Origin of the sequence: Chitinophaga eiseniae (assembly GCF_900167135.1) — a bacterium.
In the GTDB taxonomy this organism is placed as follows: domain Bacteria; phylum Bacteroidota; class Bacteroidia; order Chitinophagales; family Chitinophagaceae; genus Chitinophaga; species Chitinophaga eiseniae.
In genome coordinates this window covers 386,647-406,442 of sequence record NZ_FUWZ01000002.1, presented here as the reverse complement: position 1 = coordinate 406,442, position 19,796 = coordinate 386,647, and the positions used below count along the sequence as shown (strand labels likewise).

20 protein-coding genes are annotated in these 19,796 nt (G+C 49.5%); 18 read left to right on the top strand and 2 right to left on the bottom strand.

The genetic code is table 11. From position 1 onward, the window contains the following. Positions 1 to 13: 13 nt before the first annotated feature. Both hisS and B5D63_RS11170 read right to left on the bottom strand, forming a co-directional pair. Positions 14 to 1,363 carry a histidine--tRNA ligase gene (gene hisS / locus B5D63_RS11175; RefSeq protein ID WP_078668894.1) on the bottom strand — a complete coding sequence of 450 codons (1,350 nt, stop codon included), beginning with the start codon at positions 1,361 to 1,363 and terminating at the stop codon, positions 14 to 16. Positions 1,364 to 1,397: 34 nt separating this feature from the next. Next, entirely contained in the window at positions 1,398 to 1,832 is a 435-nt protein-coding gene (locus tag B5D63_RS11170) for a low molecular weight protein-tyrosine-phosphatase (RefSeq protein ID WP_078668893.1), read from the bottom strand. 613 nt (positions 1,833 to 2,445) lie between these two features. Between B5D63_RS11170 and B5D63_RS11165 the strand changes: the two genes are divergently transcribed. The 18 genes from B5D63_RS11165 (at position 2,446) to B5D63_RS11080 (ending at position 19,678) form a co-directional block, all read left to right on the top strand. Further along, positions 2,446 to 3,312: a substrate-binding domain-containing protein gene (locus tag B5D63_RS11165; protein ID WP_159455988.1), complete on the top strand. Its 867-nt coding sequence runs from the start codon at positions 2,446 to 2,448 to the stop codon at positions 3,310 to 3,312. 37 nt (positions 3,313 to 3,349) lie between these two features. After that, complete coding sequence (locus B5D63_RS11160) at positions 3,350 to 5,092, top strand: tetratricopeptide repeat protein (RefSeq protein WP_078668891.1); 1,743 nt, start codon at positions 3,350 to 3,352, stop codon at positions 5,090 to 5,092. Positions 5,093 to 5,655: 563 nt separating this feature from the next. Further along, positions 5,656 to 6,051, top strand: a complete 396-nt coding sequence (locus B5D63_RS11155) for an NADH-quinone oxidoreductase subunit A (RefSeq protein ID WP_078668890.1) — start codon at positions 5,656 to 5,658, stop codon at positions 6,049 to 6,051. Between the two features lie 25 nt (positions 6,052 to 6,076). Beyond that, complete coding sequence (locus B5D63_RS11150) at positions 6,077 to 6,640, top strand: NADH-quinone oxidoreductase subunit B (protein ID WP_078668889.1); 564 nt, start codon at positions 6,077 to 6,079, stop codon at positions 6,638 to 6,640. Positions 6,641 to 6,682: 42 nt separating this feature from the next. Beyond that, positions 6,683 to 7,198 carry an NADH-quinone oxidoreductase subunit C gene (locus B5D63_RS11145; RefSeq protein ID WP_078668888.1) on the top strand — a complete coding sequence of 172 codons (516 nt, stop codon included), beginning with the start codon at positions 6,683 to 6,685 and terminating at the stop codon, positions 7,196 to 7,198. Between the two features lie 12 nt (positions 7,199 to 7,210). Further along, positions 7,211 to 8,431 carry an NADH-quinone oxidoreductase subunit D gene (locus B5D63_RS11140; RefSeq protein WP_078668887.1) on the top strand — a complete coding sequence of 407 codons (1,221 nt, stop codon included), beginning with the start codon at positions 7,211 to 7,213 and terminating at the stop codon, positions 8,429 to 8,431. A gap of 81 nt (positions 8,432 to 8,512) precedes the next feature. Next, positions 8,513 to 9,010 (top strand): NADH-quinone oxidoreductase subunit NuoE family protein, encoded by a 498-nt coding sequence (locus tag B5D63_RS11135; RefSeq protein ID WP_078668886.1) that lies wholly within the window; start codon positions 8,513 to 8,515, stop codon positions 9,008 to 9,010. 23 nt (positions 9,011 to 9,033) lie between these two features. Beyond that, entirely contained in the window at positions 9,034 to 9,222 is a 189-nt protein-coding gene (locus B5D63_RS11130) for a hypothetical protein (RefSeq protein ID WP_078668885.1), read from the top strand. A gap of 67 nt (positions 9,223 to 9,289) precedes the next feature. After that, the gene (nuoF, locus tag B5D63_RS11125) at positions 9,290 to 10,654 is read left to right on the top strand and encodes an NADH-quinone oxidoreductase subunit NuoF (protein WP_078668884.1); all 1,365 of its coding nucleotides are present in this window, start codon (positions 9,290 to 9,292) and stop codon (positions 10,652 to 10,654) included. Positions 10,655 to 10,730: 76 nt separating this feature from the next. Then, complete coding sequence (locus B5D63_RS11120; RefSeq protein ID WP_078668883.1) at positions 10,731 to 11,108, top strand: GxxExxY protein; 378 nt, start codon at positions 10,731 to 10,733, stop codon at positions 11,106 to 11,108. 61 nt (positions 11,109 to 11,169) lie between these two features. After that, positions 11,170 to 12,258, top strand: a complete 1,089-nt coding sequence (locus B5D63_RS11115; RefSeq protein WP_078668882.1) for an NADH-quinone oxidoreductase subunit G — start codon at positions 11,170 to 11,172, stop codon at positions 12,256 to 12,258. A 36-nt stretch (positions 12,259 to 12,294) separates the two neighbouring features. Further along, positions 12,295 to 13,338 (top strand): NADH-quinone oxidoreductase subunit NuoH, encoded by a 1,044-nt coding sequence (gene nuoH, locus B5D63_RS11110; protein ID WP_200816985.1) that lies wholly within the window; start codon positions 12,295 to 12,297, stop codon positions 13,336 to 13,338. A gap of 55 nt (positions 13,339 to 13,393) precedes the next feature. Beyond that, complete coding sequence (gene nuoI, locus B5D63_RS11105; RefSeq protein WP_078668881.1) at positions 13,394 to 13,900, top strand: NADH-quinone oxidoreductase subunit NuoI; 507 nt, start codon at positions 13,394 to 13,396, stop codon at positions 13,898 to 13,900. Between the two features lie 55 nt (positions 13,901 to 13,955). After that, on the top strand, positions 13,956 to 14,450 hold the full coding sequence (locus B5D63_RS11100; protein ID WP_078668880.1) for an NADH-quinone oxidoreductase subunit J family protein: 495 nt from the start codon (positions 13,956 to 13,958) through the stop codon (positions 14,448 to 14,450). A 44-nt stretch (positions 14,451 to 14,494) separates the two neighbouring features. Continuing rightward, positions 14,495 to 14,812 carry an NADH-quinone oxidoreductase subunit NuoK gene (gene nuoK / locus B5D63_RS11095; protein WP_073077731.1) on the top strand — a complete coding sequence of 106 codons (318 nt, stop codon included), beginning with the start codon at positions 14,495 to 14,497 and terminating at the stop codon, positions 14,810 to 14,812. Between the two features lie 54 nt (positions 14,813 to 14,866). After that, complete coding sequence (gene nuoL / locus B5D63_RS11090; RefSeq protein ID WP_078668879.1) at positions 14,867 to 16,762, top strand: NADH-quinone oxidoreductase subunit L; 1,896 nt, start codon at positions 14,867 to 14,869, stop codon at positions 16,760 to 16,762. 33 nt (positions 16,763 to 16,795) lie between these two features. Next, positions 16,796 to 18,211: a complex I subunit 4 family protein gene (locus B5D63_RS11085; RefSeq protein WP_078668878.1), complete on the top strand. Its 1,416-nt coding sequence runs from the start codon at positions 16,796 to 16,798 to the stop codon at positions 18,209 to 18,211. A gap of 93 nt (positions 18,212 to 18,304) precedes the next feature. After that, positions 18,305 to 19,678 (top strand): NADH-quinone oxidoreductase subunit N, encoded by a 1,374-nt coding sequence (locus B5D63_RS11080; RefSeq protein ID WP_078668877.1) that lies wholly within the window; start codon positions 18,305 to 18,307, stop codon positions 19,676 to 19,678. Positions 19,679 to 19,796 lie beyond the last annotated feature (118 nt).

The following is a 19,796-nucleotide window of genomic DNA, read 5'->3' as shown; positions in this document are numbered from 1 at the left end:
TAGATGCCGGTTATCAGAAGTTATAGCTGGCTAATGCGTCCAGTTTGATTTTCTCCTGCTGGCCCGTGCTGAAGTTTTTTACGCTTACCAGGCCTTCCTGCAGTTCCGCTTCGCCGGGGATCACTACGTAGGGGATGCCTCTTTTGTTGGCGTATTTAAGCTGTTTGTCCATCTTGGCGTTTTCGTGGAACAGTTCCGCTGCGATGCCTTTGGCGCGGAGCTGCATCATGTAGCTGAAGCAGGTGCGGGCGCTTTCATCGCCGAGGTTCAGGAACAGTACTTTGGTGGACTGTTGTGCTTCCTGCGGGAAGAGCTGCAGTTCTTCCAGTACATCATAGATGCGGTCTACGCCGAAGGAGATGCCTACGCCGGAGATGCCTTTCAGGCCAAAGAGGCCGGTGAGGTCGTCGTAACGTCCGCCGCCGCCGATGCTGCCCATTTTTACGGTGGGCGGGGCCTTTACTTCCACGATCATACCGGTGTAGTAGTTGAGGCCGCGGGCCAGGGTAACGTCTATTTCCGGTGTGGTATTAAAGGAGCCGAAGCCGGAGTTGAGTACGTAGGACAGTTCCTCGATGCCTTTGAGGGCGGTGGGGGAGGACTGGAGCAGGGTTTTGAGTTGCGCCAGTTTTTCCTCGCTGGTGCCGCTGATGGCCAGGAAAGTTTCGATGGTGGCGATGTCCGCGTCGGTGAGGCCTCTGGCGGCCAGTTCTTTGCGTACGCCTTCCGCTCCGATTTTATCCAGTTTATCGATGGAGATGGTGATGTCGGTGAGCAGTTCGGGTTTACCGATTACTTCCGCGAGGCCGCTGAGGATCTTGCGGTTGTTGATGCGCAGTTCATAGCCTTGCAGTCCCAGTTTGGTGAGTACCGTATCGTAGATGAGGAGTAGCTCCACTTCGTTGAGGAGGGAGTTGCTGCCCACCACATCGGCATCGCACTGGTAGAATTCGCGGTAGCGGCCGCGCTGGGGTTTGTCGGCGCGCCATACCGGCTGCATCTGGTAGCGTTTGAAGGGCAGGGCCAGGTCGTTCTGGTTCATCACCACATACCGGGCGAAGGGGATGGTGAGGTCATAACGGAGGGCTTTTTCGGTGACGGCGGCTACCAGGGATTTGGTGTCGGTAGCTGCTTGTGCTTTAGGGAATATATCTCCGTTATTGAGTATTTTAAACATGAGTTTATCGCCTTCCTCGCCGTATTTGCCGGTGAGGGTGGAGAGGTTCTCCATAGCGGGTGTTTCGAGCGGCTGGAAGCCGAATACTTCGAATGTTTCGCGGATGGTCCGGAAAATATAGTTGCGTTTTCTGACTACAACAGGGCCAAAGTCGCGGGTTCCGTTGGGAATACCGGGTTTTATCATCTTGAAAAAAAATTAGTATTAAGGGTGGTGGTGATTATTCCTGATCGGTGATGTTTTTACACGCATCATAGATCAGTTGATATACAGGGGTGAAGAGGGCGTCGTCGAACCAGGGGTCCGGTACGTCCTGATCATCCGCCAGCAGATGTCGTACTTTGGCCTTATCCGCTTCATTACGGGCTTTTTTCAGCACGTCGCGATGGTTGTTATGGTCCATCACGTAAATACGGTCAAACCGGTCGAAATCGGCGGCTTCAAATTGCCTGGCGGCGAGGCCGGAGATATCCACGCCCTGACGGCGGGCTTCCCGGATGGCGCGGTGGTCCGGCGAATGGCCGATATGCCAGTTGCCCGTACCTGCCGAGTCTATTTGCCAGTCCAGCCCCTTTTCTTTAGCAAGATGCCGCATAATACCTTCCGCAAGGGGAGAGCGGCAGATATTACCGAGGCATACCATCAGTATTTTCATCGTTTCAGAGAATTGCGTATCAGGCCGCAAACCTACAAGTTATTATGGAAATGTTCATCTATTTGCATCTTTTAGTCAACAAAAGCAGTCGGCCCGGCTGTTTTTGCTTCGATACAGGTAATGCTTATGTTAACTATAAACACCGGGAAATGATTAAATTTTAAATCAAAAAATTACAACATGTTGAAAAAATGCCTCAAATTGCGCTTCAGTGGCCATCCGGTAAGGGTTTTGCAGCTTTTTTTTAACATTCCTCTAAAATTCCCAATTCAAGTTTAAAAAATATTTTTTTGTATAATTGTAATTCGCAAGATGGAAATGCAAGACGAACAAACAAACAGGCTACGGGAAAACCGGTACAGGCCTATGGGTGAACTGATAAGAGGTATCTTCTTTATCCTTTTCGGGCTTTTCGCGATTTTCGCGCAAAGGCTTGGGCTGGGTGAATTCCGCATATCCCCGCAATGGATGATGGTCATAGGCATTGTGTTGATGCTATATGGTATTTTCAGGGTATATAACGGTATTCGTAAGTTATTTTTTAACAGGAACTAAAGGAGGGGAAGATATGTTTTTCAGGATTACTAAAAAGTATGCTGTATATTTAACAGCCTTGACATTACTGGCGGCCTGCCGCAACAATCCGAATGCGAAGAAACTGGATACCGGCACAGAAGGCGAAATACGCATCAGCGTGGATGAAACGTACAAGCCGTTGCTGGATTCGGAGATCAAGGTTTTCGAGTCGTTGTATCCGAAGGCACATATCGTTCCTTCTTACAAGCCGGAAGCGGAGTGTTTTAAAGATCTTATAAATGATAGTGCACGCATGGTCATCGTGACCCGCGATTTCAATGCAGCCGAACGTGATTATTTCAAGAAGATAAAGATCACACCACAGAGCCTGTTGCTGGCGTGGGATGCGCTGGCGCTGGTGGTGAATCACGCCAATCCTGATTCCATTCTGACAATGGACCAGGTGCGGGGTATCATGGACGGCACCAACAAAGAAAGAAAATGGCAACTGGTGTTTGATAATGCCAACTCAAGCACCGTACGTTATATCCAGGATTCCATTAATAAAGGTAAACCTTTGCCAGCCAACACCATGGCAGCCAAGACTAACCCGGAAGTGATAGATTACGTCGCCAAGAACAAGGACGCAATCGGCGTGATAGGCGTGAGCTGGATCTCTGATCCCAGTGATTCACTGGCCCTCGCATTCACCAATAAAGTGTCCGTTGTAAAGCTGAGAGCGGATAATGGTTCGGAATTTGTATTGCCTTATCAGGCTTACATTGGTATCGGATCTTATCCACTAAAACGTGGCTTCTACTTTTGTCTGAAAGAGCCTTACCATGGCTTAGGCTCGGGATTTGCTACCTTCCTTGGTAGTTATGAAGGACAGCTTGTGATCAAGCAGTTCCGCTTATTCCCGGCGAGATTGAATGTAGTTTTCAGGGAAGCCAACCTTAAATAGTCAAAAAAACACAACTAAAACTAAAACCAGATTGCAAATGAACAGACGGAAAAGTTTACTCGTAGCATTGCTGTGCGCCGCCTCCGGCAGTGTAATGGCTCAATCTGTGCAGGATGGATTGAAAGACCTGTATTATGGTAAAAACCTGTCCGCCAAACAGACTTTTGAAAAAGTAATTGCTGCGAAACCAACTGAAGACAAAGCTTATTACTACATGGGTATAGCACAACTCGCCATGGAAGATGTAGCCGGCGCTACTGCCACCTTCCAGAAGGGTTTGCAGGCAGTGCCGACTTCTGCTTTACTGCAGGCCGGCATGGGTCGTATCGATCTGATCAAAGGTGATGCTGCCGCTGCCAAAGCGAAGTTCGAAGCTGCTACCGCCGCTACCCAGGGCCGTGACGGCGACGTTGCACGCGCCATTGCCGACGCTAACACAGAAGTGAAAGGGGGTGACCGCGCCTATGCGCTCACCGTAATGGACAAGCTGCTGAACAACGAAGGCCGCAGGAAAAGGGAAATGTACACTGCCACTCCGGCTGACTATATCGAACAAGGTGACGCCTATCGCTACCTCGGCGGTGAAAACGGCGGTAAAGCTATCGCTGCTTACGAAAAAGCACTGGAACTGGACGCCAACAGCGCTGAAGCCGTAATGAAACAAGGCCTCGTAAACTACAACGCGAGACTGAAAGCAGAAGCGGTAGCTGACTGGACCAAAGCAACCAACATGGACCCGAACTATGCTCCTGCTTTCAATGAGCTGTTCCTGTTCTACACTACGCCGAAAAAAGACCAGCTCTCCTGGGAAAAAGCGGCTGAATACCTGGAAAAATACATGGCGATCGCCGATCCTGCAGATAAAACCAAAAACGAATACCTGGCCGCTTCTGTAGCTTTCTTCAAAAAAGACTACGATGGCGCTATCGCTAAAGGTCAGGCTGCAATGGCCGGTGCCAACGAAATATACAAAAACAAGTTCAGCCTGCTGGTTGGTGACGCTTACCTGCAAAAAGGAGATTCCCTGAACGCGAAAAAAATAATGGATGATTATGCGCAGTCTGTAGGCGAAAGCAAACTGGATTCCAGTGACTACAAATTGCTGAGCACTATCTACCTCCGTCTTAAATCTTCTGACTCCGCTACTCAGGAACAATATACTGACAAAGCGTTGGCTTACCTGGAAAAATTCGCCTCTTCCACCACCGTTAAAGATCCGGACACTTACATTCAAATTGCTGAGGCATTAAAAACTGCCAGGAAATATGAGCAGGCCGGTGACTGGTACGACAAAGCCAACGAGCTGCGTCTGGCCAATAAGGAACAACTGGGCGCTATCGACTATTTCAACGTAGGTATCAACTACTACTACGCCGGGGTGAACGTATCTCCTTACGACACCGCGCTGATCAATAAATCAGACATTGCCTTCCAGAAAGTGATCGAAGAGAAACCTGAATTGGGTACCGGCTACTATTGGAGAGGCCGTGCCAACTTCGCTAAAGATCCCCAGGCACAATCCGGCATTGCTAAACCTTTCTATGATAAATACATAGAAATCACTGAGCCGCTGGGTACAGATAAGAATAAAAGCACGTTGAGCTTCGCTTACACTTACGAGCTGTTGTACTACTACTTCAAGGAGGATAAAGCCAATGTTCAGATCTGGGCTGATAAACTGTCTGCTATCGATCCGAACAACATTACCGTTAAACAGGTAAGAGAAAACATGGCCAGCCGCGAAAAACCAGCTGCTAAACCAGCTGCCAATAAAAAATAATATAACTGCTTGTCATATAAAAAGCCCCGGGCCGTTTTGGTCCGGGGTTTTTTTATGGGCGTGCCGGAAATTAATCCCTTTGCTCTGCTGTCAGATTGGCACTTTGCTTGCTCTTGCTGCGTATTTGCATCGTAATAGTTGATAGGGCGGTGGAAGAGGGCTTTCGGCCGATGTGCCGGTAAAAGCAGTAATAGTGGAGTGTTGTAAGTCTCTCGACGGCGTTGGATGGAAAGCAGTCCGGCTTATCATCCACCTGAAAATACCGGTCAACGGTAAAATATTGACAAAATGACCGGTAGACTGCGATGCAAAAAATGTATTTACATGTAGGTTAATTGTTATATCTAATTATTAATCAGTATTCTATTGGGCGATTGATTGTGTAAAAAACACAAAAAGGCTTTATATGCTTGGTTTCCGGTGGGTGAACCCGGGATCGCGGGAATGGTTTCCCTGGTTTCCGGTTGGCAAAAAAAGATAATATTTTAACCTTTAAATAGATTTGATATTTGGTTTAGTTACAGTATTTTTGCGCATTCGGACAATGTTTTATCGGGAAGCTTATGTATACAGATACTGTATTTTTGTCAGCAACGACTACTCCTTTTAGCTATTTCCCTATAGTACTGCAATTACTTGCTGCTTTAGGTTTCGTTGGGATCACCATGCTAGCCACTCACTTTCTGGGTCCCAAGCGTAAAACAAGTGATAAGCTTATTAACTTCGAGAGCGGCATCGAGCAGCGCGGGAATGCGAGGCAGCCTGTGGCGATCAAGTACTTTCTGACGGCTATTCTCTTCGTGTTATTTGATGTGGAAGTGATCTTTTTCTACCCGTACGCTGTTAACTTCAGGTCTCTGGGTTGGGAAGGATTCGTCGCGGTGCTGATGTTTGTGGGCTTCTTCCTGTGTGGGTTTATCTACATCGTGAAGAAGGGTGCCCTGAAGTGGGAAGACTAATCTTAAACCTTTAAATCTTAATCCAATGGCTCGTCCGGTTCAATATAATACCAATGTGAAGATGGTGGAAATCCCTGAGGGATATTCCGGTGAAGGGTTTTATGCCACCTCATTTGATAAGGCCATCGGCCTGGCGCGTAAAAACTCCATCTGGCCTTTGCCATTCGCTACCTCCTGCTGTGGTATTGAATTTATGGCTACGATGGCCGCCACCTACGATCTGGCGCGCTTCGGTGCGGAACGTATGGCATTTACCCCCCGTCAGTGCGATCTGCTGATGGTGATGGGCACTATTTCCAAAAAAATGGGCCCTATCGTGCGCCAGGTATACCTGCAGATGGCAGAGCCGCGCTGGGTAATGGCTGTAGGTGCCTGTGCCTGCAGCGGTGGTATTTTTGATACTTATTCTGTTTTACAAGGAATTGACCAGGTGATTCCGGTAGATGTGTATGTTCCGGGATGCCCTCCCAGGCCGGAAGGCATTATCGACGGATTCATGAAAATACAACAGCTGGTGGGCAATGAAAGCCTGCGTCGCCGTAACTCCGACCGTTATAAAGAACTGATGGAGTCCTACGGCATCAAATAGGGTGTGAATGGTAACTTGTAACTCGTAAATCACTTATTGTTAATGTCTTTAACAAACGAACGCATACAACAACGCCTGACGGAGAAGTTCGGGGATGTACTGACCGGTTTTGAAGAGCCGTTTGGAATGCTCACCTTCACCGCACAGAAAGATTATAACCTGAAAGTAATGCAATTCCTGTTTGATGATGAGGAATTGCGTTTTCGTTTTCTGACAGACATCACAGCCGTGCATTATCCCGAAAGGAAAGGAGAGGAGTTGTGCGTGGTATACCACCTGCACAACTTCGTGGACAATGTAAGGCTGCGCCTTAAAGTATATACGCCGGTGGCTTCACCGAAAGTATTTACCGCTACCAGCCTGTATGAATCTGCCAACTGGATGGAGCGTGAAACCTATGATTTCTTCGGGGTGGATTTTGTAGGGCATCCTAACCTGATCCGTATCCTCAACGTGGATGAAATGACTTATTTCCCCATGCGCAAGGAATTCCCGCTGGAAGATCCCATGCGTACAGACAAAGACGACGAAATGTTTGGAAGGGGCGGTCACTTTTAATTCAAATAGGCTATGTTAGACCAGAAACAACATATAAAACTGCCGGAAGGCTCCATAGAGAAAAATACGACCACGCTGAACCTGGGTCCTACCCACCCGGCTACGCACGGCGTATTCCAGAATATCCTGGAAATAGACGGTGAAAGAGTAGTGAGCGCCGTATCCACTGTAGGATACATCCACCGCGCTTTTGAGAAGATCGCAGAACGCCGTCCGTATTACCAGGTCACGCCGCTCACGGACCGGCTGAACTACTGCTCTGCCCCCATCAACAACATGGGCTGGATCATGACAGTGGAAAAGCTGCTGGGACTGGAAATGCCCAAGCGTGTTGACTACCTGCGGGTGATCATCATGGAGCTGGCCCGTATTGCGGACCACCTGATCTGTAGCGCGGTAATGGGTGTGGATACCGGTGCATTGACCGGTTTCGTATACCTCATGACCTACCGTGAACTGATATACGAAATTTACGAAGAGATCTGCGGTTCCCGGCTGACGACCAACATAGGCCGTATCGGCGGTTTTGAAAGAAATTTCACCCCGGCTGCTTTTGAGAAAATTGAACGTTTCCTGAAAGAATACCCGGCTGCCCTGACAGAATTTGAAACCCTGCTGACCCGTAACCGCATCTTTATGGAACGTACGCAGGGCGTAGGCGCCATCAGCGCGGAAAGAGCCATGAGCTACGGCTTCACCGGTCCTAACCTGAGAGCCGCCGGGGTGGACTACGACGTGCGCATCGCCAATCCATACTGCTCTTACCAGGACTTCGACTTCTCCATACCGGTAGGTACTACCGGCGACTGTTACGACCGTTACCAGGTGCGTAACGCAGAAATGTGGGAAAGCATCAGCATCATCCGCCAGGCCATGGAGAAGCTGAAAGGTTTACCGGACGATGTATACCATGCAGACGTTCCGGCTTATTACCTGCCTGAGAAAAAAGACGTTTATACTAAAATGGAAGCACTCATCTATCACTTTAAAATTGTGATGGGTGAAACAGAAATACTGCCCGGCGAAGTGTACCACTCCGTAGAAGGGGCCAACGGTGAACTGGGCTTTTACCTGATCAGCGATGGTGGCCGCAGCCCCTACCGGTTGCACTTCCGCCGTCCCTGCTTTATCTACTACCAGGCTTACCCTGAACTGATTAAAGGCTCCATGTTAAGCGACGCTATCGTGTGTATGAGCAGCCTTAACCTGATTGCCGGTGAACTGGATGCGTAGTAGTACCTGCCCCTGCGGGTACTATTTGTTTTTATGAGAGCGTCTAAAGAATAAAAAAGCTTACTTAAACATAATTTTTTAATGGCTGTGGTTCAATTTTCTGAAGAGAAACTGAATAAAGTAAAAGAGATCATCGCACGCTACCCGGAAGGGAAGCAGAAGAGTGCGCTGATACCTGTGCTGCATCTGGCACAGGAAGAATTTGGCGGTTGGCTGAGTGCAGAAACCATGGACTACGTGGCAGGCTTACTGCAGATAACGTCCATCGAGGTATACGAAGTGGCCACTTTCTACAGCATGTTCAACCTGAAGCCGGTGGGCAAATACCTGTTTGAAGTATGCCAGACAGGTCCCTGCATGGTAAGTGGTTCGGATCAGATCATTGACTATATTAAGAATAAACTGGGTATCGGTGTAGGTGAAACTACGCCTGACGGCATGTTCACCCTTAAAACGGTAGAGTGCCTCGGTGCCTGTGGTTATGCGCCCATGATGCAATTGGGTAAACATTTCCGCGAACACCTGACCCCTGCCAAAGTAGATGAGATCATCGCGGAATGCAGGGCCAAAGCTAATTGATGCATCAGCAAAAGAATATAGTCATGCGTATCGGGTTATTCATCTATCAGCACCGGCAGACCATCATCGAAGCAGGATTGCTGATAGCAGCACTGGCAGGACTGTGGCGGGTGAACAACTGGTTCCTCTCCTTTATCTGCGGCGTGGCTTCCGGGTACCTGTTTTTCCGGCTGGCAGAACGGGTGGCGCAGCACCGGATACGCAAGGCATAAAAGATATATCATACAAATCTGTTGATGGTGCTGGTTTACCTATCACCATTAAACCATAAGGAAGACAATGGGACGCAAATTACTGTTAGACAAAGCACACATAGAAGGTATCCGGTATTATGACACTTACCGGGCTAACGGCGGTTATGCTGCGGCGGAGAAAGCCCTGAAATCCATGGGCCCCGAAGCTGTAGTGGAAGAAGTAAAGAAGAGCGGCCTGAGAGGCCGTGGTGGCGCGGGTTTCCCTACCGGCCTGAAATGGAGCTTCATCGCCAAACCGGAAGGTGTTCCGCGTTACCTCGTTTGCAATGCGGACGAATCAGAACCGGGCACATTCAAAGACCGCTACCTGATGGAGTTCATCCCTCACCTGCTGGTGGAAGGCCTGCTGATCTCCAGCTTCGCCCTGGGCGCTAACAGAGCCTATATCTATATCCGCGGCGAATACGCCTGGATACCGGACATCCTGGAACAGGCCATCGCCGAAGCCAAAAACAAAGGCTGGCTGGGTAAAAACATCCTGGGTACCGGTTACGATCTCGAAATATTTGTACAACGCGGCGCCGGCGCCTATATCTGCGGTGAGGAAACAGCCCTGCTGGAATCGCTGGAAGGTAAACGCGGCAACCCCCGTATCAAACCGCCATTCCCGGCTGTAAAAGGGCTGTGGGGATGTCCTACGGTAGTCAACAACGTGGAGACCATTGCTGCCGTAGTGCCCATCGTTAATATCGGCGGCGATGAATACATCAAATTCGGTATCGGCAAATCCACCGGCACCAAACTGATCTCCGCCTGTGGTAACATCAACAAACCCGGCGTTTACGAGATCGAAATGAACATCTCTGTAGAAGAATTTATTTACTCTGACGAATACTGCGGAGGCATCAAAGGGGGTAAACGCCTGAAGGCCTGTATCCCGGGCGGTTCTTCCGTACCGGTGCTGCCCGCCAACCTGCTGCTGAAAACAGCGAAGGGCGAAACCCGTATGATGACCTACGAAAGCCTCAACGATGGTGGTTTCGCTACCGGCTCCATGCTGGGCTCCGGTGGTTTTATCGTGATGGACGAAGACCAGTGTATTGTGCGCAATACCCTCACCTTCGCCCGTTTCTACCACCACGAAAGCTGCGGCCAGTGCAGCCCGTGCCGTGAAGGTACCGGCTGGATGAAAAAAGTGCTGCACAACATCGAATACGGAAAAGGTAAAATGAGTGATATCGACCTGTTGTGGGATATCCAGCGGAAAATTGAAGGCAATACCATCTGCCCGCTCGGCGACGCCGCCGCATGGCCTGTGGCTGCTGCCATCCGTCACTTCCGCGACGAGTTCGAATGGCATGTGACACACCCGGACGAAGCGCTGACACGCAATTTCGGCCTGGCCCACTACGCCGATCCGTTGCCTGCACCGGCACCAGCCGCTGTGTAGTTCACGCAGAGAATTATAAGAGAGCCAAGACGCGAAGATTGTTTCTGATATTGTTAACCCACTAATATTTCATCCATTGACAGAAAATGAAATCTCCCGGGAGATTGTGGACGCATGTTATAGTATACATGTAAAATTTGGCCCCGGTTTGTACGAGTCGGTTTATGAAGAACTTCTGAGTTTCGAATTGGGTAAACGAAAGATATGTTTTTCAAGACAGGAGGATATAAAGCTGGTTCATGATGGCTTAGTGCTGGAAAAGGCATTTAGGGCGGACCTGATAGTCGAAAACAAAGTGATCGTTGAAATAAAATCAATAGAGGAACTAAAGGATGTCCATTACAAACAAGTATTGACATATCTGAAGTTGACCGGATTTAAACTGGGATTATTGATCAATTTCAATGTAACATTAATAAAAACAGGAATACACAGAATAGTTAATAAACTGTAAAAAACTTAAACTTTGCTTCTTAGCTCTCTTAAAAAGCTTTGCGAGCAAAAAATATATCAAGATGGCGGAGGAAAAAAAATTATTCAAGGTTAAGATCGATAACATCTCCGTGGAGGTCGAACCTGGTACTACGATACTGAATGCGGCCCGGACGATAGGAGGGGATGTGGTACCGCCGGCTATGTGCTACTACTCCAAGCTGCAGGGCAGCGGTGGTAAATGCCGTACCTGCCTGGTGAAAGTAACCAAAGGCTCCGAGGCCGACCCGCGCCCGATGCCTAAACTGGTGGCCAGCTGCCGTACCACTGTAATGGACGGCATGGAAGTGGCCAACATTACTTCTCCGGAAGTACAGGAAGCCCGTAAAGGCGTGGTGGAATTCCTGCTGCTCAACCACCCGCTCGATTGCCCCGTTTGCGATCAGGCCGGTGAATGCGACCTGCAGAACCTGAGCTATGAACACGGCGCTGAAGCTACCCGCTACGAATTCAAACGCAGAACTTTCGAAAAAATCGACATCGGCGACAAGATACAGCTGCACATGACCCGCTGCATCCTCTGCTACCGCTGCGTATTTACAGCCGATCAGCTCACAGAAAAACGCGAACACGGCATACTCGGCCGTGGAGACGCTTCTGAGATCAGCACCTATATCCATCAGTCCCTCGACAATAACTTTATCGGCAACGTGATCGACGTTTGCCCGGTAGGCGCCCTCACCGATAAAACCTTCCGGTTCAAAAACCGCGTATGGTTCCTGAAACCGGTAGACGCCCACCGTGACTGCAACGACCCGAAATGCTGCGGTAAAACCGTGCTGTGGATGCGTGGCGATGAAGTGTTCCGCGTTACTGCCCGTAAAGACAAATACGGCGAAGTGGAAAACTTTATCTGCGATACCTGCCGTTTCGATAAAAAAGAAAAATCAGACTGGATCATCGAAGGCCCCCGCAAAATAGACCGTCACAGTGTTATTTCCCAGGGCCATTACGTGAATACCGTTAAACCGAAAGACCCGCTGGTGGAAGTACTGGACGGAAGACAGCCTAAACTGCTGTTCGATATCCACACCACAAGCGAGGTGAACCGGCCGGAAATTGATCTCTCCAGGATCGACGGTCCTGCCCATTCGGACGATTTTAATAAGTAAGCATCGTATTCGTAATTCGTAATTCGTAATTGGAAAATGACGTTATTAAGCATAGACTGGTTTTTTATTCTTGAAAAAATACTGCTGATATCCGCAGTATTGGTGCTGTCACTCGTAGTGGCCATGTACTCTACCTGGGGCGAAAGAAAGGTGGCTGCCTGGATCCAGGACCGTCTTGGCCCGAACCGCGCCGGCCCGATGGGCCTGCTGCAACCGCTGGCCGATGGTGGTAAACTCTTCTTCAAGGAAGAGATCATTCCTACCAACTCCAACCGGTTCCTCTTTATCCTCGGCCCGTCTATCGCCATGTTGGTGGCTTGTATGACCAGCGCCGTAATTCCCTGGGGCGATACGCTGACCATCGCCGGCCGTACCGTGTCCCTGCAGGTGGCCGATGTCAATATCGGTATCCTGTTCATCTTCGGGGTATTGAGCGTAGGCGTATATGGTATCATGATCGGAGGCTGGGCTTCCAACAACAAATACTCCCTGCTGGCATCCGTAAGGGCCGCTTCCCAGATCATCTCCTATGAGCTGCCGATGGGCCTCGCGCTGATCGCATTGCTGATGCTCACCGGCACGCTGAGCCTGAAAGAGATCGTGGAACAACAGCGCCACGACTACTGGAACGTCGTGTACCAGCCGCTGGGATTCTTTATCTTCCTGGTGACCGCTTTTGCTGAAACCAACCGCGCTCCTTTTGACCTGCCGGAAGCAGAGAACGAGCTGAACGGCGGTTACCACCTGGAATATTCTTCCATGAAACTGGGCTTTTATCTTTTTGCGGAATATATCAATATGTTTGTCAGCTCTGCGCTGATGGCCACCATGTACTTCGGCGGATACGCTTTCCCGGGTATGGACAGTCTGGGCGTTAGCCCCAACCTGCTCACCATCCTGGGCTTCCTGGCGCTGTTCGTGAAGATACTGGTGTTTATATTCTTCTTTATGTGGGTACGGTGGACGGTTCCGAGGTTCCGTTATGATCAGCTGATGCGCCTGGGCTGGAGAGTGATGATTCCGCTGGCATTGGCCAATATGCTGATTACCGGTGCAATTGTACTGTTCCGTCAACACTAATTTTTATCAAATAATTTATACACACCACAGGTGTGGACGAAATAAAGCATTTATTATGCAAGCATTAACAAACAGGGCCAAACCGGTGGACCGCAGTCCATTAACCTTCCTGGAAAAGATGTATGTTCCTGCCATCGCCAAAGGCATGGGCATCACCTTCAAACATATCTTCAAACGGAAAGCTACTGTCAGCTTCCCTGAGCAGCGCCGTCAATTCAGCCCGGTGTTCCGTGGATTACACGTATTGAACCGGGACGAGGAAGGCCGTGAAAGATGTACTGCCTGTGGTCTGTGCGCGGTGGCCTGCCCTGCAGAAGCCATCACCATGGAGGCGGCAGAAAGGAAACCCGGAGAGGAGCATCTGTACCGTGAAGAGAAATATGCTGCCCGGTATGAGATCAACATGCTGCGTTGTATTTTCTGCGGGTTCTGCGAAGAAGCTTGCCCCAAAGATGCGATCTACATGTCTGAAACCTTCGCGCCGTCTAACTATCAGCGTAAAGGCTTCATCTATGGCAAACCGGACCTGCTGATCCCTGATCCGAAACAATCGTCCAAATAATTATTCACAGTACGCATTAGCTAAAAATACATAGTCAAACATAGCAGAGATGGGAATGAGTATACAACAAATAATTTTCATGGTGCTTTCAGTCATCGCCCTGGTGTCGGCGCTGGGTGTGGTATTGAGTAAGAATCCCGTGACGAGCGTATTGTGTCTGATCGTAACCTTCTTTACCATTGCAGGTCATTACATTATGCTGAACGCCCAGTTCCTGGCGGTAGTGCATATCATCGTATATGCCGGCGCTATCATGGTATTGTTCCTTTATGTGATGATGCTGATGAACCTGAACGCGGAGCTGGAGCCCCAGAAGCGCAACTGGCTGAAATATGCCGGCGCAATCAGCGGCGGCGCTTTGCTGGTGGTACTGGTGGCTGCCCTGCGCGACGCCAGCATGCCGGCGATAGGTACAGAAGCCAATGAGATCGGGCTGATCAAAAATCTGGGCCAGATGTTATTCACGCAATATGTGGTGCCGTTTGAAGTGAGCAGTATCCTGTTCCTCAGCGCGATGGTAGGTGCCGTTGTTATCGGTAAAAAAGACTAAACAGACGGATTTTATCCGTCATTCGTAATTCGTAATTCATTTTTATGCCTGTTCAATATTACATATTCCTGAGTATCGCCCTGTTCTGCATTGGTGTGATGGGGGTGCTGATGCGCCGTAACGCCATCATCATTTTTATGTGCATAGAGCTGATGCTGAACGCCGTCAACCTGCTGCTGGTAGCATTTTCCAAAATGTGGGCGGATGCCGGAAAAGTGGATGCGGGATCAGCGCAATTGTTTGTATTCTTTATTATGGTGGTGGCTGCTGCGGAAGTAGCGGTGGGCCTGGCTATCATTACAATGGTCTACAGAAATACACACTCGGTAGATATAAACATTCTTAACAGGCTGAAAAATTAATAATTCATCCTCTTTAATTATTAATTGTTTCGACGTCGTAAATAGAATTGATAAATGATTAAACTAGTTTGGCTGGTACCATTTTTACCATTATTAGGGTTCCTGGTGAATGGTTTGGGACGCAGATTTTTATCCAAGTCCCTGGTAGGATTTATCGGAAGCGGTACTGTACTGGCTTCCTTTGTGGTGAGCTTATTAGCATTTTTTGAAGTAAAAGCCCCGGGATTTCAGGCGCAGGTGGTTCACCTGTTTAACTTCATTTCCGTTGGCAGCCTGCATATTCCTTTCGCATTCCAGGTAGATCAACTGAGTGCGTTGTTCCTTCTGATTATCACCGGTGTGGGCACCCTCATCCACATTTACTCCACTTCTTACATGCATGACGAAAGCGATGAGAGTTTTGCGAGATACTTCGCTTACCTCAACCTCTTCGTATTTTCCATGCTGATACTGGTGCTCGGCGCTAACTATGTGATGATGTTCATCGGATGGGAAGGCGTTGGTCTCTGTTCTTACCTGCTGATCGGATTCTGGTTTAAAAACACCAGTTATAATAATGCCGCCAAGAAAGCATTCGTGATGAACCGTATCGGGGACCTGGGTTTCCTGCTCGGTATCTTCTTCATGATCATGCAGTTTGGTACGGTTACTTTCCCCGATGTATTTGCCAAGGCGGCGCCGCTGGGCATGAACAACCCCACGCTGGCGGCTATTGCCATGCTGCTGTTTGTTGGCGCCATGGGTAAATCTGCACAGATACCCCTGTACACCTGGCTGCCCGACGCGATGGCCGGTCCCACCCCGGTATCTGCCCTGATCCACGCGGCGACGATGGTGACCGCCGGTATCTATATGATCGCCCGCAGCAACGTGATTTATACGTTGTCCCCGTCCATCCAGATGGTGGTAGCGGTGATCGGTGTTGCTACCGCCCTGTTTGCCGCTTCTATTGCACTGAAACAAAACGATATTAAAAAAGTACTGGCTTACTCCACCGTGAGCCAGCTGGGATATATGTTCCTCGCGCTGGGCGTTGGCGCTTACTCCGCCGCCGTTTTCCACGTGATGACGCACGCTTTCTTTAAAGCGCTGCTGTTCCTCGGTTCCGGCTCCGTGATCCACGCGATGGGCGGTGAGCAGGATATCCGTAAAATGGGCGGGCTGAAAAAATACATGCCTGCCACCAACTGGACATTCCTCGTAGGATGCCTGGCCATTGCCGGTATCCCTGGTTTATCCGGTTTTTTCTCCAAAGATGAAATCCTGGCCAGCGCTTATGCCCACAATCCGGTACTGTATGCACTGGGACTGATTGGCGCGCTGATGACCGCTTTCTATATGTTCCGCCTGTACTACATCACTTTCTCCGGAAAGTTCCGTGGTACCCACGAACAGGAACACCACCTGCACGAGAGCCCTTCCCCGATCACTATCCCGCTGATCATCCTGGCGGTGCTGTCTGTGTTCGGCGGTTATGTGGGCCTGCCGGAAGTATTTGGTAAAAACCTGCTGGCAGAATACCTGTCACCAGTGTTTGCTCCTTCTGCGCCTTTTGTGACAGAACATCATCTGTCTCACGGCACAGAATGGATGCTGATGGGCCTGAGCAGCGTACTGGTGATTGTCTTTATCCTGATTGCCCGTCAGAAATTCGCGGCATATGAAGATACCGGCAAAGAGAATGCGGGTCTGGCGAAAGTGCTGGAGAACAAATGGTACATCGATGAGCTGTATGATGCTATTATCGTAAAACCGTTGCAGGAGCTTTCCCGTTTCTTCCGTGACACTGTTGAAAAAGCAGGTATCGATAAACTGGTAAATGGTGTTGGCCGCAGCGTTCAGTGGAGCAGCCAGCAGATCCGCCTTATCCAGAGCGGTCAGGTAGGGTTCTACATTTTTGCCATGGTGATCGGTATGATCGTATTATTTGTGATCGGATTCTTATTATAAACCAATAGCGGAAGTTACAAGCGCAGATAAATTATGTTGACAGTTTTATTAATACTGATTCCTTTCATAGCGGGCCTGATCGCATTCGGCCTGAAGGGGTCCGGGCCAAAGGTGCTGGGCATGATTGCATCCCTGGCGTCGGTAGCCACAGCCATCGGAACCGTATGCACACTGCAGGCCGATCCGAAGAAACTTTCTTTTGTTACCAACTGGATACCACAGCTGGGCAGCCAGTTCAGGGTGGGCCTGGATGGTATGGGCACGATGCTGTGTTTATTGACAGCGATCGCCTTCCTGCTGGTTTTCATCACCATTTATAACCGCGACATCGAAAGGCCTAACAGCTTTTACGGACTGATGTTGCTCTCTCAGGCAGGCCTGGTAGGTGTTTTTACCGCCTTCGACGCCCTGCAGTTTTATGTATTCTGGGAACTGGCGCTGATACCGGTATATTTTCTCTGTTCCATGTGGGGCGGCGAAAAACGTATACCCGTTACGTTTAAGTTCTTCGTTTATACCTTTCTCGGTTCCCTGTTAATGCTGGTAGGTATCATCTACCTGTATTTCCAGACACCGGACCATTCCTTTAGCTGGACATCCTTCACCAGCCTGCAGCTGAGCATGGGTGACCAGAAATGGCTGTTCTGGCTGTTCTTCGTGGCTTTCGCCATCAAGATGCCGGTGTTCCCGTTCCATACCTGGCAGCCGGACACTTACGAACAATCGCCTACACCGGTGACCATGATCCTTTCCGGGGTGATGGTGAAAATGGGCCTGTTCGGCGTACTGCGCTGGCTGGTACCGGTGCTGCCGGAAGGCGCCTCCATGTGGACCGATGTGGCCATCGTGCTGTCTATCATCGGTATCATCTACGCTTCCTGCATTGCCATGGTACAGAGTGATCTGAAACGACTGATCGCTTATTCTTCCATTGCACACATCGGCCTGATGAGCGCCGCTATTTTTGCGCATAATGAACAAGGGACCCAGGGGGTATTACTCCAGATGTTCAACCACGGTATCAACATTATCGGCTTGTGGATCATCGTGGAAGTGATACAGAACCGCCTGGGCATCAAGAATATGGACCAGCTGGGTGGTATGGCCCGCAAGGCGCCCCGGATGGCTATCTTCCTCGTGATCATCAGCCTGGCGAACATCGGTTTACCGCTTACCAACGGCTTTATCGGTGAGTTCCTGATGTTCAGCGGCCTGTTCCAGTATAATCACTGGTTCATGGCTTTCGCCGGACTGGGTATCATCCTCGCGGCAGTTTATACGTTGAACATGATTCAGAAAGTGATTTTCGGTGAAGGCAATACCCTGACAGATACCACTACAGACCTGCAACCCGGTGAAACGGTAGCACTGAGCCTGGTAGTGATCATCATCTTCGTATTGGGTGTTTATCCGCAGCCGATGCTGGATCTGGTAAGCAAGGCATTTTAATATTTAGTTATTTTGATATTTAGCCATTTGAAATGACTAAATATCAAAATATCCAAATGAGAAAATTTTAAATGGGTTTTGTAACGAAACAATATGAATGCACTAATTTCTACTGCTTTATCGGGCGTTTTTCTGATGTTTGTCGGTTTATTTGTACGCAATAAGCAGCATATTAAATTTTTCGCCATCGCGGCCATCATCATATCATTTATCGCCAACCTGGCGCTGTACCCAACCGTGCAGCTGGGCGGCTATATCCAGTTTGGTATGATTGAAGTATCAAAGTTCAGTGTGTTGTTTAATGCAGTGGCTTTAGGTGCAACCCTGATATATTTCCTGTTATCGGGGAGTGAGTTTGAAAAAGTAGGTGAGCATGTGGGAGATTACTTTGCCCTGATCTTCTTTATACTGGCGGGCGTTTCGCTGGCCTCCTCCTTCAGCAACCTGCTGATGTTGTTCCTGGCGATTGAGATCATGTCTATCCCGCAGTATGTGCTGGCGGGTGCTGATCGCAAAAGCCTGAAAAGCAATGAGGCGTCCCTGAAGTACTTCCTGATGGGTTCTTTCTCTACCGGCATCCTGCTGATGGGCATTGCCCTGATTTATGGCGCCGCCGGTACCTTCAATATTACCGAGCTGGGACTGGGTGCGGATCCTGTACACCCCCTGGCGCTGTGCGGTATTATCCTGATGGCTTTTGCCCTCGCCTTCAAAGTGTCTGCAGTACCGTTCCACTTCTGGACGCCTGACGTATATGATGGTTCACCTACCGTGTTTACTTCTTTCATGGCTACGGTAGTGAAAGCCGGCGGTTTTGTCGCTTTCCTGCGTATGTTCCATGTGGCATTCGCTGGTGGCGCTATCAGCCATCACTGGACGCTGATACTGTCTATCATCACCGCTGCCACCCTTATCCTGGGCAACTTCAGCGCAGTGTTCCAGCAGAGCGTAAAACGGATGCTGGCTTACTCCAGTATCGCACAGGCGGGCTTTATGCTGTTTGCCGTGATTGCGATCAACCAGTTTGCCACACAGGGCATTGTCCTGTATGCAGCTGCCTATAGCCTTGCGACCATTGGTGTATTTGCCGTACTGCTGAAACTGAAGGACTACACTTTCGAAGGATTTAACGGTCTTGCCCGTAAACAGCCGCTGCTGGCGCTGGCAACGACCATCTTCCTGTTCTCCCTGGCAGGTATCCCGGTAACAGCGGGTTTCTTTGCCAAATACTTCGTACTGTCTGCCGCTATCCAGCATGGTCATCTCCTCTGGCTGGTGATTGTAGGTGTATTGTGTGCCGCGATCAGCGTGTACTACTACTTCCGCGTGATCATGGCGATGTATTTCAAACAGGGTGATCCGGAAGTAGAACCGGTGTCCGGCGGTTTCAAAGCAGCGCTGGTGCTGACCATTATCCTGGTGCTGGCACTGGGCCTGTTCCCCAACCTGCTGATTGGCTGCCTGTAAAATCGTTACAAGACAATTTTTTGCATAGACAAAGGAAACGGTCACCTCCGTTTCCTTTGTCATTTTTAGCCCCCCCCGTGACCGTTCAAACGGCATAGTCCACGTTCCTTCACTTTTT